Origin of the sequence: Shewanella sp. AC91-MNA-CIBAN-0169, from assembly GCF_040310165.1 — a bacterium.
Classification (GTDB): domain Bacteria; phylum Pseudomonadota; class Gammaproteobacteria; order Enterobacterales; family Shewanellaceae; genus Shewanella.
In genome coordinates, this window is record NZ_JBEOPM010000024.1 from 1 (window position 1) to 15,548 (window position 15,548).

Consider the following 15,548-nt stretch of genomic DNA (forward strand, 5'->3'; position numbering starts at 1 on the left):
GCGCTGTGGCGTTAAATCCAGAGCAACATAAAGAAGCTGCTTAACAATTTAGGCGACAACTGTCTTGAAAAACGCCGATACGCTCATCCAATAAACACTTTTTCCTCATCAAATTTTGCTTCACGAGAAACTGTTACATATAACGCTTTTAGTTGTTATCCATTTGAGTGGGCCTGGTATCAATAATTATATTCAGTGTTCCGAAATATCATTTTCAGCACTTTATATGAGGTACACAAGCCCAATTAGTGGTGTATTGAGGTGTTAGTAAGTCACGTCGCATAGCCCATTTATGTTCTATACCTTGTGCAGCTAAAAAGACAGTATCACTGCCATAGCGATGGTTGATACTATCAAGTGTGTTCATTAACGCTGGATTCGCTCTTTGAGGATTAAATAAGTCGAGCTGATTATAGGTTTCACTAACGAGCTCGATGAGCCCGATACCAATCTTATAATATCGTGTTCCTTCACGAAAAAGCTGGGAAGCGGCACCACTCATCCCCTGAGTTAGCTCTACACTACAATTAGTTGAGCAAGGAAAATGGACTATCGCTTTGTAGCTGACTGGATGTTCATCATGTGGTGAGCTACTAGCAAAAATCATCATGGTTTTACAGGTTGAGCCTTGTTTGCGGGCTTTAGCGGCTGCAATGCCGACATGTTTGCTTAATGCCTGCAATAGCGATTCATAGTCTGTTATACGCTCTCCAACGCTCCTGGTAGAGAAAATCTGTTTTTTATCCGCTCTTGCTTCATCCCACGCTTTACACGCTTGTCCGTTGAGCTCACGAACCGTACGCTCGATTTCAATACTAAACAACTTTCTCGCCAACATAGGTGGCATACAAGCCAAGTGATAAGCTGTGTGGATATTCATTAACTCAAGTTTTTTACTTATTCGACGTCCAATTCCCCAAACATCACCTGCACTTAGCTGCTTTAAGATTGAAATACGTTCTTGTTCATTACTCATGAAGCAGACGCCTTGGTAATCCCTAATTTTCTTCGCAGCGTGATTAGCAATTTTAGCCAACGTGAGAGTTTCTGCTATCCCCACACAAACCGCTAATCTCGCTTCTTTCCATACTGCACGACGGATTAACTGACCTTGGGTCTGTAAACACTTAATAGCGGGGTAAGTGTTCTTAAAAGAAAGGAAACTTTCATCAATAGAATAAATATGTTGTTCTGGAGCAAAACGGCCAATGATATTCATCATTTTACTAGAAAGGTCAGCATAGAGTTCATAGTTAGAAGAACAAACAATAACACCGCGCCTAGTGCATAACTCTTTGACTTGAAAATAAGGTAAAAACTTCTGAATACCGGCTTCTTTAGCTTGCCTATTAGCGGCAACAATACAACCGTCATTATTACTCAGAACAATAACTGGCTTACCGCGCCAATCTGGACGAAAAACTTGTTCGGCACTGCAATAGAAGCTATTAGCATCAACAAGGGCAAACATTTACTTTGCACACAATAGCGGACTTTGACGATGGCAACGAATAGAGCGAGTAACCACGCCTTCAATACTAAAATCATCATATTCATGAATAATGACTGGCTGATATTGCTGATTGGATGAGAGAAGAATACGACGCTTGGCATCCAAGATTTTACACACAAACTCACCATTAAAGTTCGCTACGATCACATCACCGTTTCGTGCAGTTTCATGACGATCAACAATGATCATATCTCTATCAAAGATGCCAACATCTTGCATCGACTCCCCCTGAGCAATGCCAATAAATGTCGAGCTTGGATGCTCTACTAACAAATCATCCAGACTAATACCTAACTGGGAGTATTCAGCAGCAGGGCTTTCAAAGCCAGTAATGCCCGCATGGGCAGGTATAGGTATAACGCGCATAACATAAAACCACTGTATATAATTACAGTTATATTAACAGTAAACCATCAAGGTGCAAGTCTATTTTTACAATCGAATAATGCATTGCTGTTTGACTTGTGGAGCAACAAACTTATAAAGCTTTATTTGATTATGTAACTAAATCAAGCTATCTTGATATTGTTACGCAATCAAGAGGTTCTAAGTATGTCAGATAAAAGTGAAGAGCATAAAGGGGCGCATGGTGGTGTACGTAAAGGTGCTGGCCGTAAGACTAGATATGAAAAAACAATAGTGATGAGAGTACCTGAACAATATAAAAATGCGATCAAAGCATTAATCCAGCACATAGATGAATGCGAAAAAGTTGACCATCATTACTCTCCTGTCGTTTCTAAACCAATCTTTACACGGTCGTTGCAGGGCAAGCCTCAACAAGTTACTTTTACGGTGAGTTCAGTAAAATCAACTTGATATCGTTACAAAATCAAAAATATTCAGAACAGTCTATGTATCGGACCGAAGTCCCAATACTCGATGACTAATTTATTTGTTTTTGGATGCTTTAAAGACCCCATAATCATCCGTAATAGAGATTGCTCGCCACTGAGTGACGTGAGTAAAGTGTTAGTTTATCTAGTTTGTCCGATCAGCTTTTCAAGTTTATTTTTTGTTCCAAAGATCGCAAAAGGCAATATGAACCAAAGTATCCCTAAAACAAACAAAAAAGGGTTATACCCCCCAACGCCGCCAGTTAAAAATGTACCAATAAAGTGTCCCTTTCAGCGATTAATAATATCGCTGCCATTCGTATAAAAATGACTATTTCGAGTACCATAGAAGAAAAAATGATCAATAAAAACCAAAAACCATCGAGCATACTACATCAATAAACCAGTACAGATTCAGTCACAACATGGGTTACGTTTGCAGTATGCACTTAGCATGATTGTTTACGCCAAAAAACTTCTGTGAAACTCAATTAAATTTGTAACAAATACAGGTGTGTTTTTAATTAGAATAGAGCTTATTTAAAACTATATAACCTTTAAAGGTGGATCGATGAATACAGCTCATACCGACTATCAAGAGTTAAAAAATGACCTCAAGTATTTTTTTACGGTTGAAGAACAAATGTATCTAATCCCTCTTTTACTGAGCTGGTCGGGAAATGCAGATAAAGCTATGTTTTGGTTTAACCATCAAAGGATACCTGCATTTGGCGGTCAAACAGCAAAGTTTATATGTGAGAATGGTAATCAAAAACTATTCATCGAGTACATTCATTCTGCTGAATTGGGTGGATATACTTGAAGACTTGAGCCTGTAAATACTATTCTTTAAATGGCTACAAAGTTTGATGAATTTTAGAAACACTCGATATTAGATCCATGTAAAACTGAAAACATGTTGTAAGTTATTGATTTATGGTTTTTGAATGTATGTTTTCAGTTTTGTCATGGATCTAATAATTGATAATATAAAATCATTAACAGACAATTGACGATATATGGAGCAGCTTTTATCTATCATTTCGCAATCATCTAAATGCTAAATTAACATTTTTATTGCGACGTTGTATTTTTTTAGGAACTCTCATCACGACAGTTGTTTCGTATTTAGTTTTCCTACCTACCCCGGTTCTAAATCCGCCATGCGTTACCTTGTATTCAACTTTTTCTTCATACACGTAAACTCCAAGTTTGATTTTGTTACAGTATCAAGCCCACCTTGAATATGTTACAAAATCAAGTTTCTCGATAATTTTAATGATGATGGATAGCCTTACATCTACAACATGCTGTTAAATTAGGAAGATTTAGGCAAATATTTATGCATGGCTGTAATCTTTTGATGAGAATTGCACTTTTATTACGCTAACAAGTAATCGTCCCGATATGAGTATTCTTCAATCTCATTATTGGACAAAAGTGCGTCAGCGCCTTTGCTAAATTAGTAAATAATGAATTACAACAGGTATGGAAAAGGGAAAAAAGCCACTGTCAGGTTCGATAGCAATAGAGAGAACGAAGCCGATCCTACAAGTACCAGAAAACAATCTCACAACAAATAACCCGCAGACAGCGGGCTTTCTGTTTAATTACGAACTAATAGAACTACTTCTTTGCTTTCTGTTTTACATTCCACAAGAAATGACTTGGATTAGCAGTGACTTTTGATTTGTAGTCGTGGTGTGACTTCAGCGCATTCAACCCCGCAATGCCAGTAGCAAGCAAACTAGTCCCGCCAGTCACAATACTAAGCCCTAAGCCTGCAACGGCAATACTAGCTTCAGCAAAATGTGTTCGTTTTAAATGCTTCACTTGTGGGGCTATCTGGCTCATCTGTACTTCGAATAGTTCATGCTGAGTATCTTCGATAATTGCTTTCACACGACTAGGGTCAGTTTCATACCTTGCTTCACGTAGCCCTTTTTCTAATTCAGCACGGAACGACTGGAATGCTTCACCGTCGTTGTTTCGAATAGACATCAAATCAGCAGAGGATACTTGTTCCATAAATGGCACGTCCATCTGTAGCGCACAATTTAATGTATTGGCTTGAATATCAGTACTACCGACATTCATGTTAAGTAGATTGCTTTCAAACGGGTGTTCCGTACCAAACATGCAGTCGAGGTATTCTGATAACGCTATACGCTTACTGAGGTCAATGTAGTGATTTCGTGCAGTTTGATTTACAGATTGATATACCCAAGCATCAAAATCAGCTTTACTGGGTGGCACAGAAGACTTCTTTTGAATGAAGGTGAATACGTTTTCTTTATCAGTCGGTTCAAATTCTGTTGGGGTTAATAGATAACCCATAACGAAGCCGCTTTCCATGCCTTGGAAATGAATGCTAATGTTTCTACATGGATATAGATCACGCATTACGAGCATTCGTCCATTATCGTTCTGAACACTTCGCACATCAGCACTAGCTTTGTACTGTTCTAAGATGTTTGGAGGTAAGCAATCTTCAAATCCAACATCTGAGAAGAGTAATGGTACTTCAGTACCCTTTTCAAGTTCAAAAGTAACGGGGTACAGCTTAACGTAACCACCTGCTACTAACGGACGTAATTCAATCAGTCGAACCGCTGCTTTGGTTAGTTTCTGGCGGTCTACCTTTGGGGTTGATGCCATGCCGATAAATGACGTCAGGGCTTCTGTAGCTTGGGTTCTAAAGTCAGTTAGTTCAAAGACTGGATCTGCAACTACAACTTCTTCTAGATATAGTGCAGCCTGTTTTAGATGAGAAGTATGAGACAGGGTATCAGTTGCTAAGCAACTAACTACGCCCTGCGATTTGACCACATCACGTATTTCAGGCAGTACCTTTAAGCAGTATTCACGGTACTTAATAAGTTCCTGTTCGAGTACTGCATCTGACAGGCCACTGTAAAGTCTAGCAACGAGTGTACTGTCAAGTAGCAATGAATCATTTAAGTAGTCGTATGCGTAGCTTCCCATGACTTTTGAATCCGTATTGATAAGGTATTAGTATTCTAACTAGTTTCGAGAGCTAAGTAACTGAGTTTAAGCCCACCCTAGAGATAGAAGTCTATGATCTGACTCTGCGAGGTTAGTGTCTACGACAGAGTGCCAAGCAATGAGGGTTTAACTAGGATCAATTCTTCCCGAACACGACAAACAAACCACAGTGCAAATGAGTCAGAAACATTAGGCTCCTCTAGCACTAACAGATCAATATCACGCTCATTAACGCTCTTAAATATATTGCGTTCTTTCATTGGCTATAGCTATCCTATTGCTAAGTCCCCAAAGACATTTCACAGATAAGAAAAAGTAGGTCAAACCAGCTCACTGTGATTTGTGACGTTGAGCGTTACTGGCAAGGAAAGGGGGCATAAATAGTTTACGTCCTAGGTATATTTCTGGACGGTAACGACTTAGAATTGAAACTCTAAACCATTAACTTCGGATAAGTTGAATTTGGGCAAAACCTGACCATAGAAGACTCTGCCCAAGCAGTGACTTTTCACTTCTAACATGTTCTAGCCAAGTTAAAGACTAGAATCAAAGAAAGTTATATTTCTTCTCCCGCTCTTTGAAGGCACTGATGCCACCTTCAAGGATATGACAAACATGCTGTCGAATGCCTAGCTCATCAAGTGATTGGTAGTCGTAGTTGTCATCAGACTTCAAACTGTGCTCTAGGCTACCTCCAAGATATTCAAACTGATACGTCCCAGCTGTACCTGACTGCCCTCGCTGATCAGCTACTACAACACACTCTGCATCTGCTGCAACCACTAGGTTTGCGTTGTGTGTCACCATAATAATTTGTCGCTTACTTTTACACTTACGAACGAAGTCTTTAAGCTCTGAGTAAATCGTTCTGTTATCCAAGTTATCTTCTGGTTGGTCAATCAATATTGGGTGCGTTGAGTTACTTAGTTCAAGCATCAAACTAAGTAAGACCAAACCACGTTTGCCCGGCGACATATGCACAATGCTGTCGTTCTTATAGGTAACAAGGAAGTCGATCCCGAGGTAGTCAGCGTAAAGGAACTTATAAGCATCTTTAAGGCTTTGGTTCTTGCGCAAGGTAGGTGATTGACTGCTCTTAATTGTATTGGCGGTCTTCTCTACAAAGGCTGCGTGAGTATCAATGTCAAAATGGTAGTCACCGTTTTCATCCTGAACATCATTAACGACCGCGCGAATTGGCCCTGCCTTGTGGTAGCAACTAACGAACGAGTCAAACTTGCTAGCATCGACAACAACCTTTGCCTCAATTTTTATGTCGTCATCCATTTGGTGCTCACTGACTTTGGTACAGTGAGATTTGTATAGATTTATCAACGAACTGAACTGCTCATTTAGTTTCTTGATACACTCTTCACCTTTCTTGGTGATTGCCACAAGCTCTTTTAGTTTGACATTGATTCTTGCAAGCTTCTCTCGCTCAACCTTGAGTTGCTTATTCAGTTGTTCAAGGGCAGCTTTGTCTTTCACATCTTCTTCAAGAGGTTTAAGCTCACGCTCTATTCCCTCTAGTTTATCGTTTAATGCAGTCAATCTATCAGGGATCGACTCTAGCTTTTGATTCGCTTTACCCTTGGTTGAAGTAAAGCTAGCTACCAAGTCTTGTTGCATTGAATCTAGCAGTCCCTTGAGGACAGTTGATTGTGCAATTAGCCCTGAGTCTTGATGTAGTTGACCTCTAATCGTATCAATCCATTGGTCTTGTCGGTTATCAATATTCTCAGTGAATCTTTGTAAGCCCAACTGAATATATGTGAGCCTATCTTTTGCCCTGATAACGCACTGTCTTCTATGAACTAGGTAGGCATAATGCTTTTCTTGATCTTCTGTCCATTTAGACTTTTCTCGAATTTCTTTTGCTCTACCTTCAAGTGCTACAATCTCATTCTTAACAGACTTGTCGTTACCAATTTCGTTAAGCTCGTTTATCAGCTTTTGGTATTCACTAATCAGTAGGAATCGAGTATTAATCTTGTCATTAATGGATGAGTTGACTGCACGTACTCTATTCTCAAGGCCATTAACGAAGTCTTTGTATTGTTCATTTTGAAGCAGAGTTTTAGATATCAACTCATTTAAATCTTCTCTACCATCTTTATCAGCCAGCTGGTTGATGTAAAGTTGAGGTATATAGGTGATAGCCTTTGCTTGGTCGTCGGAATCTGACAGCTTAGACACTTCATTATTCGACCATTCAACCTCGAAATCTAAGTTAGGTATATCGCTGTAGGTTGATGACTTCGATAGCTCTACTCTGGCGGATACTTCGCTAGGGTTTATAGTCTTCGCAATGTGGTACAGAAGCATTGATTTACCGGAAGACTTACCACCAATGATGGTGTTCAGGTCTTTGTTAAGCGGTATCCACTTCTTCGAAAACTTATTCGTACCTGAATTATCAATGTATCTTACCTGTTTGATGGTCTGATATTCAGTTTTCGTTTCGGGAGAAAGTTCACCAATGAATGCACGGTCAGGTTCAAAGACAACCTGCTTTAAACCATTAAATGTAGGGTCAGCTTTAATCCAGCAGTATCTCTTATGGTCTGGTTCAAATAGCTTATCGATACCATGCGCATCTGAACCATGGACACAAGGAACAAGACGACCAAGATCAGCTATAATATCGGCTCTGCTCTTTGCTCCTTGACCAGTAAAGTGGCTTATGTCGCTTGGTGTGGCTGAAAATACCATGTCGATAAACTGGTAGATGTCTTTCTTTAAGCCCGAAAAACCACCGTCTTTAAGACCTGATATCCCATCTTTAGAGCCATTAGCCGCGACAACTATGGAGTTTTCTTTTAACCACTTTTCCCCGTTGTACCATTTCTTGAGTACATCGTAGGACGGTTTGAAGTTATTAATACCTTCTCTTAATGAAGTTCTATCGCTGTGGGCTGACTCTGGGTGCAATGTCCGTCCATAACTCATTAGTTGGTCTTCAGTACAGGCATAGTTTTGGGCGTGATGGTCAATGACCAAACGACTGAGAGCATTCTTGATTTCAGTTATATGATGAGTGGATTCAGGATTAACGAGAATGTGGATGTTTATCCCTTTATATTTTTCGGTATTAGGGGTAATCCTAAACTCAATATTTGGGATAATTGTCTCGATGTTTTTCATTCGACCATTTTGGCGATACCCAACAACCTTTTCATAGCCAGATATAGAGCAATAATCCGTGATACCAATTACAGCAATACAGGAATCTGATTGCTCAATAGCTGAAATATAACCGTCCCAGTCGCCTTTAAATTGTGTTTCTAATACTGAATCTGGGGTGTGAACATGGAGGTCCCACCGCCTCCATTCTGAACCGTGTTCGTACAAGCGCATTCAATTTCCACTAAACTATTAAATTTTATAAAACTTATCACATAAAATGCAATATTTAACTTAATTTTGGTCACGCATTGATTGAGAGGCTATTAACGAGACTGGCTATGAAAAATTGATGGGGTCAGGTCTTGCGTTTTGCTACACATTACTTTTTGTATATCAAAACTAGCTGACCATTACAGTAACGTATTTATAAGCGTAACAAGCTTTGGGGCATGAATGATTTGCATACCTTGCTTGCAATTGGCGTCATTCAACTCTGAACTTGAGAACGTTGAAGAAAATAGCGTGAAGCTCACATGGCCTTTCTCGCACATCCATGTGCTACAAGGCATTCAGGCATCCTGCCTATCAGATGTGAGCTTAGCTTTCGCGGTACAGGATGTACCATCGGAAGCGTTAGTATTTTCGAATAAGGCCGAAGCAGTCTGCAAATGCAGGTCAAAGTTAAATTTAACCCCATGGCGACCTTTTCGCTTTTCAGAAAATGTTGCGGGGCGGCTGGGTTATCCAAGAGGGAACAGCCTTTGGTTTCCTTTTGGTCTGGTGTGGGCGAAGCGCCACGACGTTAGTGGCCGCAGGCCATATCTTAAACAAACTTTGGGGCAACTGTGAGTTACATTGGGAAGTGTTCATTTTCATATGTTTCAACTAATGAAATACATTTTTCGAGCTCAGAACCTTCAGCGGTATTAGGTATTGCATCAAAAAATTCTTCAATTTTCTTTAATGCTGCACGATACTCATCATCAGAACTCAGAGGCGTATCTTCGCAATCCGTGATAATCTCATTTCCAACAGAAGGAGAATCAAGCCATTCAGCTAAGTCATCAGGTATTGGTGCCGTTACGTCACATTTTGAGAGCAATATACTGAGTTTAGTATTTTTCATCATCAATTCTTCTCTTTGAATCGTCACTATTAGAGTAGCAACTCCCGACCCTGTGGTATTACTAAAATTTGGTCTACTGATTTGTGCTTAGTTTCTTATTGCTAAGCTATCCTGTCACACTTTTGGACAAAAACGAGTTAGACTCTGTGTGCTAAGTTTCTAGAGTTGAATTTGTTACAATAAATCAAAATACCAAAACAAAACATTAATACTTAGTGTTTTTGACTACTACACAAAATCATTATAGGGAAATTGAACACATCGGAGAACCTTTGTAGAAGTGCGTTCAGTTTGATTTGGACTAAAGCCTGTCATTCTCCCTCTTTCAGAGATCAAGTGTAGATTTTTCCTAGCTCTTGAGCCTATAACATATAAAAGCTTCTTGGCACTTTCGTCAGAAGAGTCATTAAAGTTAGGCACTAACCCTTCAAGAAGACCAAACGATATAACGGCATCGTACTCACCACCTTTAACCCCATGTATTGTCGAAACTTTTATTCCACTTTTAGGCTTAAATGCTCGACGAAATGATTCAACATTAGTTGAAAACTCCTCACTCTCTCTGCGGAGCCTACTTATGCGATCTTCGGTACTACTAAAAAAGGAATCGTAGTGTTCTTTCATCATAGGGTAAAGCGAATAATCAACCCCTAAATTTTCGAATAGTTCTTGGAAAAAGTAACGAAGATAGGCAATTCCATCCTCCTCATCAATTGAAATCGAGTTAATTGATTTTAGGAGTTCTTTCGAAGTGAAAGGGGATATGTCCACCATTGCTATTTCTAAATCATATAAAATTTCAGATGCCCACCTTAGACGTTTAACGTACATGCTAGGGGAAGGCTCAGTGAGAATAATTCTTGTAAGCTTGTACCAGAAGTTCTCAAGGTCTCTAGAGAACGGTACTAAACCGGGTCCATCAAAACTATATTGAGGCAATCGATGCACTAGGTTTCGAGTTAGCGCCGCCAAATGTGTCCACCAAGGAGCAATGACGCAAATATCATTCTCTGGAATATTACAATTTTCAATGTTGTGCTCAATATATCGACTTACCTGCTCAACTAAATCATCTTTGTGAGTGACTTGATCATAGGTTATTGTACTCTGATACTCTCTCTCACTACCTTCTGCACTAGTTGCACTTGAGCTAACATTATAATTTCGGTAATAATCTATAATCCTTCGGGAGCTTCTATAGTTCTTACTCAAAGACATTTTGGTAAACGGAACTTCAGTTAAAGATTCCAGTTCTGCATGAGGTATAGCATAGCCACCTAATGACGTATATATAGCTTGATTTGGATCACCAACTATAAATGTGTTCATCTTACTCGGATTAGCTCTTATTATACTTGCCAAAATTGAGTACTGAATCTCTTTCGTATCTTGATACTCGTCTATAAAGAAGTAAGCAAAAAGGTTAGATAATATCTTTGATATAGCCACCTTATTACTCAAAAGTTCATAAGAGAAGTACAATATCTGTTCAAAATCTATTTGGTGATTATCATCTAAGTGTTGATGGTAAGCATTCAAAACACTGTTAGCTAAACTACCACCGCCTCCCGTAATATTGATACCTCTTGGCGTGTAGAAATGCGAACATTGATAGTAGGTAATCTTTTGTTGAGGTCGTAATCCAGTACAAATATCAGTTATCAGTTCTTCACTGTCATATGAGTTAATTACCTTGAAGCCATTTTTAAGTTTGTCATGGTATATACCATAAGGCTTTATAATCCACTCTAAACAAAAAGCGTGAATTGTCCCTATCCATAATTGAGATGTTTCAACACCTAGTAACTCTATTCTTTCACGAATTTCATCAGCCGCTCGATTTGTATATGTAATTGCTACAATCCATTTTTTCGCATCGGTCAAACCTGATAATTCAAGAGCGATTTTGTACGTTAATGTACGCGTTTTACCACTACCAGGACATGCTTCCAGGAATACATTCCCTAGTTGTTGAATAGCGTCGACCTGCTCCTCATTAAGATCATCTTTATCCCATACAAACATCACTAAATCCTTGTTAAGAAATGATTATCTAATGTTGGGAAATCAGCGATAAATGAAGCCTTAATGTCATTTATATCACATGTAAACAAATCAAATGCCTCCCACTTAGATGCAAAGACTGAAATTCCCGCTTCAAAAGGAGCTAAATATGTTTCACATTTGGTTTTGAGAATTGAATTACCCGTAGCTTCAGCAGCTCTCATCTTCGCGGTGCCTTCAGCAACATGAGCAACTATTGTTTCATATCGATGGGATATTATCTTAAAAACAAGTTCGGGCTTAAACTCGCCATGCGCAAATTTGATTGCTTCAAAAATGTACTCTGGAATTACTACTTTAAAGTTAACAGCCTTTCCAAGAGTAATTGCAAACCAGCCCTTACCTTGGTGATTTGCCATTGTTAATGCTCTCACCCCAGATATAGAGATGTTTGCATTAGATAGTTCATCTTTAGCTGTAACTCTTGTGGTAGGATCGACGTAAACGTCTTCAACAATATTTTTAAGATATAAACTATTTGCAGACTTAATAAAATCTACTTCAAACGTATGCTCTGCATAGAAAGGGCTTAACCAAGAGTTATTCGCACACAGCTCATCAAGGAGAAGTTTACGGTTTGCTCCCGACTCTTCAGAGCCTTGAGCTTTTTTCTTTTTATTCTTCTGGGTACCACTATCTGCTTCTAGGATTTCAGTATCAAAAAATGCGGAGTCAAGATCAGTTATAATACTGCAACGCTTATTAATACGTTCATCACTAAAGAGTAACGCAATATTTTGGAATCCAGTACTTCTTATATTAACAAGGCTAATTCCCATTTCATCTAAGCTTAGACCTGTTACCTTTTTGAATAGAACTGGAATAAGGATTTCTTCTGCATCCCCTTCAACCAAAATTACACTTCGCGCAAATAATAGATTGCTACGAATTGCATCTAGATAACGTTGAACAAATCCACATTGTTGATCACTAAGTCCTGTAGATGGTTGGAAAACCTCAATACTCCCGTCGACAAGACCAATAATGTTCATGTTTTTGATATTACTAACTTCGGAAATGTGTGACGAGTGAGTCGAGTATATTATCTGAGTGTTTTCGTAGTTGATATTGTCGAATAATGACTTTTGAATATGTGTATGAATATGAGCTTCTGGTTCCTCGATTAACAAAAAATTTGCGATTGATTGATTGGATTTTTGATACTTGAACTCTAAAAGCTTCAACGTGAGGTATAAAAGATTCGCACCACCTAAGCTCATTTCATGAATAGCACCTTCATGATCATCATTTGATTCAGCGACAAAAAGCTTTAAGGATTGGAATAGTTGGTCAGAATCATCAGTTAAGCTTGAACGAATAGAAATAGATTTTGGTGAGTAAGTATCTCCAACTGTATCTCCTACTGTCGATATGATGTCATCTCTAACATCACAAACGTCAGACAAACCTTCAATATTGTCATTTAAAGTACCAATCAACTCAGCTATCGGTTGAAAATCCTCTTGGGAAATTTTTCCTGACTTATTTTTTAGTAGTGTTAACAGTGGGTTGGCTTTATTGTTGTGGAAGTCTGAAACAACATCTCTCAATGCTTTAATGAAAGTAAATGAAACTTCATTAGGCATATTGAGGATATATGGTAAACGTACACCAACATCTGGGTTGTTTAATTCACTTGGAAAAACGACAGCATCAAAGTCACCAACAATAGCTTTGTATACTTCTGGGTCAGAAAAGTTGGCTGTGCTTTTCCCTGTCAATACAGTTTCATAGTCTTCTATCGAAACGTCGCTTAAATACTCTTGTAGTGCTGTACCATCACCAACAGGAAGTATCGAAAGAGCTTGGCGTATATGGGCTTTCGGTCTGAATATAAGGTTATAAGTTGCTTTGGTTACTACTTCTTCTGTACCCTCGATATTCCCGTTACCATGAAGAAACAGGGACTGACTAGCTTCATCATTAGAAATATCATTAAATTCACAACTTATAATAATCCAGTGACCTTGCCAAGGACCTAACGACCTACAAAAATCACCCTCATACAGTTTTGTCGACGAACGAGGCATGGAGTTATCAAGCAGCAATCTGATTGCCCGAAATAAGTTAGTCTTACCTGATGCATTCTCACCAATTACAGTGTTTATACCTTTGTTAAAATGAAGCTTAACGTTCTTAAAATTACGGTAGTTGACTAGATCTAATTTGGTAATGTGCACTTTCTTATCCCTAAAATTAATATCCTATATGGGGATACTATCCCACTTCCACTGCTGTTCAAAAGGCAATTATTTGCAAGAGCGCAAAACAGTAACTAATTGATATTTGGAGATAGACTAGACTCATCGCACTCTACTCAACTGTAGTGTCAATCACTCAATGAGCATACTTGTTTTGGGGCGTGCGACGTGAAGTCGTATGAAGCGCTGTTCACCGCTTAACGAGTGAACCATCTGTATCACCAGATGAACCTAGGGCTCTGAATAAAGCAGCGAACCTAACAATGTAACTAAGATTGGTCATGGACTAATCGGGATCTAAATCGTGAGAGGACGATCTTTAGTGGTTAATACGCTGCAGCCAAATGGCATGAGAGTTGGAAAGAGGTTGCCCCATAGTAAATGTAGGATTATATTGAAAAATAACGTAAGCGGCCGACTTTATTTGGAGAACCGTTCAATAAGCGGTTGTGCCCTTCATTGAGGAAATTTTAGTGTTAGACGATAATTTGTTCACTTCGCATTTTTATAGCGAAAATATTCCAGTATGGCCGTGTCCTAAATGCGGAGTTCAATCTCTTTCTTGTGAAGAGGAAAAATTCAATAAACAATTTAAAGAACCGATAGATACAGATCATCCCGAGTTTGGACCAGAATGGATTGAATACATTTTCACAATGCACCTAAAGTGTTCAAACTCATCATGTGGATGTCGAGTAGTTTGCGTTGGAACTGGTGATGTGTCTCAAGAGTACCTCCATGATGGTTCTGGAGATTGGGAATGGATCGATAATTTTCAGGTTAAATTTTTCGAACCATCACTCAAAATTTTTGTTCCTCCTAAAGATACCCCCGACTGGGTGAAAAAAGCTCTAAAAACCTCTTTCTCGACTTTCTTTTCATCACCAAGCTTAAGCCTGAGTGCTTTGCGCTCTGCGCTAGAAGTACTTCTTGGTGAAATGGAAGTTGCATCAGTTGATGCTAATGGAAAATTTTTATCTCTTGCAAGACGTATTAATTTACTACCGGAAGCTAGTCGGAAAATTATTGAACCAGCTAATGCAATACGATGGCTTGGAAATGATGGAACACATGAAGGTGGCTTTCGAGTGCGTAAAAGTGATGTGCTTGATGGTTATAGGATATTTGAACATATTCTTATTGAATTATATCCAGAAAAGAGAGCATCCGTTGATGCTTTAGTTGCTCGTATAAATGAAGCAAAAGGTTTAGGCCGCTAGGTATAACCAGTCGCTACGTTTCGTAACCCATATGCCAGCGTTGGTTCAAGGAAGGTTACGAGGATAGATTTTTCCACATTTAGTACTAGTGACTATACGGCTTGGTAGGGAGTTAGACAATTTAAGTGAGCGGTGTTCACACACCGTATCGATGGATTATTATCTACAAACGAATTCTCATCTGAAGACATGTTCAACTTTTATGTTGCCTGGGCGCAAAGAGCAACTGGAAGACAAGACCTATAACCCAAACCATTGTCTTACTCAATGCAACGAAAGCCAACTTTCTTAAACACAATAAAAATTCCTGGAACACCTTTATTAGTATCTTAGACTTAAAATTTTGTGGACTTACTAAATATAAAAGTAACTATAAATATGTAACAACTGAATGCTTCAGCTAGACGATAAAATGCTATATATTGTGTTTATTAACACTTTAAAACACTACGAAAG

Annotated in this window: 10 protein-coding genes; 3 read left to right on the top strand and 7 right to left on the bottom strand. The window is 38.8% G+C overall.

Features of this window, described 5'->3' with window-relative positions; genetic code table 11:
• Positions 1-214: 214 nt before the first annotated feature.
• Positions 215-1,471 (bottom strand): Y-family DNA polymerase, encoded by a 1,257-nt coding sequence (locus AAEY98_RS17570; protein WP_351018493.1) that lies wholly within the window; start codon positions 1,469-1,471, stop codon positions 215-217.
• Positions 1,472-1,879 carry a LexA family protein gene (locus tag AAEY98_RS17575; protein WP_351018496.1) on the bottom strand — a complete coding sequence of 136 codons (408 nt, stop codon included), beginning with the start codon at positions 1,877-1,879 and terminating at the stop codon, positions 1,472-1,474.
• A 186-nt stretch (positions 1,880-2,065) separates the two neighbouring features.
• Between AAEY98_RS17575 and AAEY98_RS17580 the strand changes: the two genes are divergently transcribed.
• Both AAEY98_RS17580 and AAEY98_RS17585 read left to right on the top strand, forming a co-directional pair.
• Positions 2,066-2,332, top strand: coding sequence for a hypothetical protein (locus tag AAEY98_RS17580; RefSeq protein ID WP_351018499.1), 267 nt, complete (start codon positions 2,066-2,068; stop codon positions 2,330-2,332).
• Positions 2,333-2,920: 588 nt separating this feature from the next.
• Complete coding sequence (locus tag AAEY98_RS17585) at positions 2,921-3,172, top strand: hypothetical protein (protein WP_351018502.1); 252 nt, start codon at positions 2,921-2,923, stop codon at positions 3,170-3,172.
• 803 nt (positions 3,173-3,975) lie between these two features.
• Here AAEY98_RS17585 and AAEY98_RS17590 read toward each other — a convergent pair.
• The 5 genes from AAEY98_RS17590 to AAEY98_RS17610 form a co-directional block, all read right to left on the bottom strand.
• Positions 3,976-5,334, bottom strand: a complete 1,359-nt coding sequence (locus AAEY98_RS17590; RefSeq protein WP_351018505.1) for a hypothetical protein — start codon at positions 5,332-5,334, stop codon at positions 3,976-3,978.
• A 567-nt stretch (positions 5,335-5,901) separates the two neighbouring features.
• Positions 5,902-8,712 (bottom strand): TrlF family AAA-like ATPase, encoded by a 2,811-nt coding sequence (locus AAEY98_RS17595; protein ID WP_351018508.1) that lies wholly within the window; start codon positions 8,710-8,712, stop codon positions 5,902-5,904.
• Between the two features lie 619 nt (positions 8,713-9,331).
• Positions 9,332-9,607, bottom strand: coding sequence for a transcriptional regulator (locus AAEY98_RS17600; protein ID WP_351018551.1), 276 nt, complete (start codon positions 9,605-9,607; stop codon positions 9,332-9,334).
• Positions 9,608-9,835: 228 nt separating this feature from the next.
• On the bottom strand, positions 9,836-11,632 hold the full coding sequence (locus AAEY98_RS17605) for a UvrD-helicase domain-containing protein (protein WP_351018511.1): 1,797 nt from the start codon (positions 11,630-11,632) through the stop codon (positions 9,836-9,838).
• 2 nt (positions 11,633-11,634) lie between these two features.
• On the bottom strand, positions 11,635-13,851 hold the full coding sequence (locus tag AAEY98_RS17610) for an ATP-dependent nuclease (RefSeq protein ID WP_351018514.1): 2,217 nt from the start codon (positions 13,849-13,851) through the stop codon (positions 11,635-11,637).
• Between the two features lie 494 nt (positions 13,852-14,345).
• Between AAEY98_RS17610 and AAEY98_RS17615 the strand changes: the two genes are divergently transcribed.
• Complete coding sequence (locus AAEY98_RS17615) at positions 14,346-15,092, top strand: DUF8608 domain-containing protein (protein ID WP_351018517.1); 747 nt, start codon at positions 14,346-14,348, stop codon at positions 15,090-15,092.
• The last annotated feature ends 456 nt before the right edge of the window (positions 15,093-15,548 follow it).

Excerpts from the sequence above, each read along its gene's own strand:
- AAEY98_RS17580 (WP_351018499.1), top strand. The coding sequence starts at position 2,066 with ATGTCAGATAAAAGTGAAGAGCATAAAGGGGCGCATGGTGGTGTACGT.
- AAEY98_RS17605 (WP_351018511.1), bottom strand. The coding sequence starts at position 11,632 with ATGTTTGTATGGGATAAAGATGATCTTAATGAGGAGCAGGTCGACGCT.
- AAEY98_RS17590 (WP_351018505.1), bottom strand. The coding sequence starts at position 5,334 with ATGGGAAGCTACGCATACGACTACTTAAATGATTCATTGCTACTTGAC.
- AAEY98_RS17575 (WP_351018496.1), bottom strand. The coding sequence starts at position 1,879 with ATGCGCGTTATACCTATACCTGCCCATGCGGGCATTACTGGCTTTGAA.
- AAEY98_RS17585 (WP_351018502.1), top strand. The coding sequence starts at position 2,921 with ATGAATACAGCTCATACCGACTATCAAGAGTTAAAAAATGACCTCAAG.
- AAEY98_RS17600 (WP_351018551.1), bottom strand. The coding sequence starts at position 9,607 with ATGAAAAATACTAAACTCAGTATATTGCTCTCAAAATGTGACGTAACG.
- AAEY98_RS17595 (WP_351018508.1), bottom strand. The coding sequence starts at position 8,712 with ATGCGCTTGTACGAACACGGTTCAGAATGGAGGCGGTGGGACCTCCAT.
- AAEY98_RS17570 (WP_351018493.1), bottom strand. The coding sequence starts at position 1,471 with ATGTTTGCCCTTGTTGATGCTAATAGCTTCTATTGCAGTGCCGAACAA.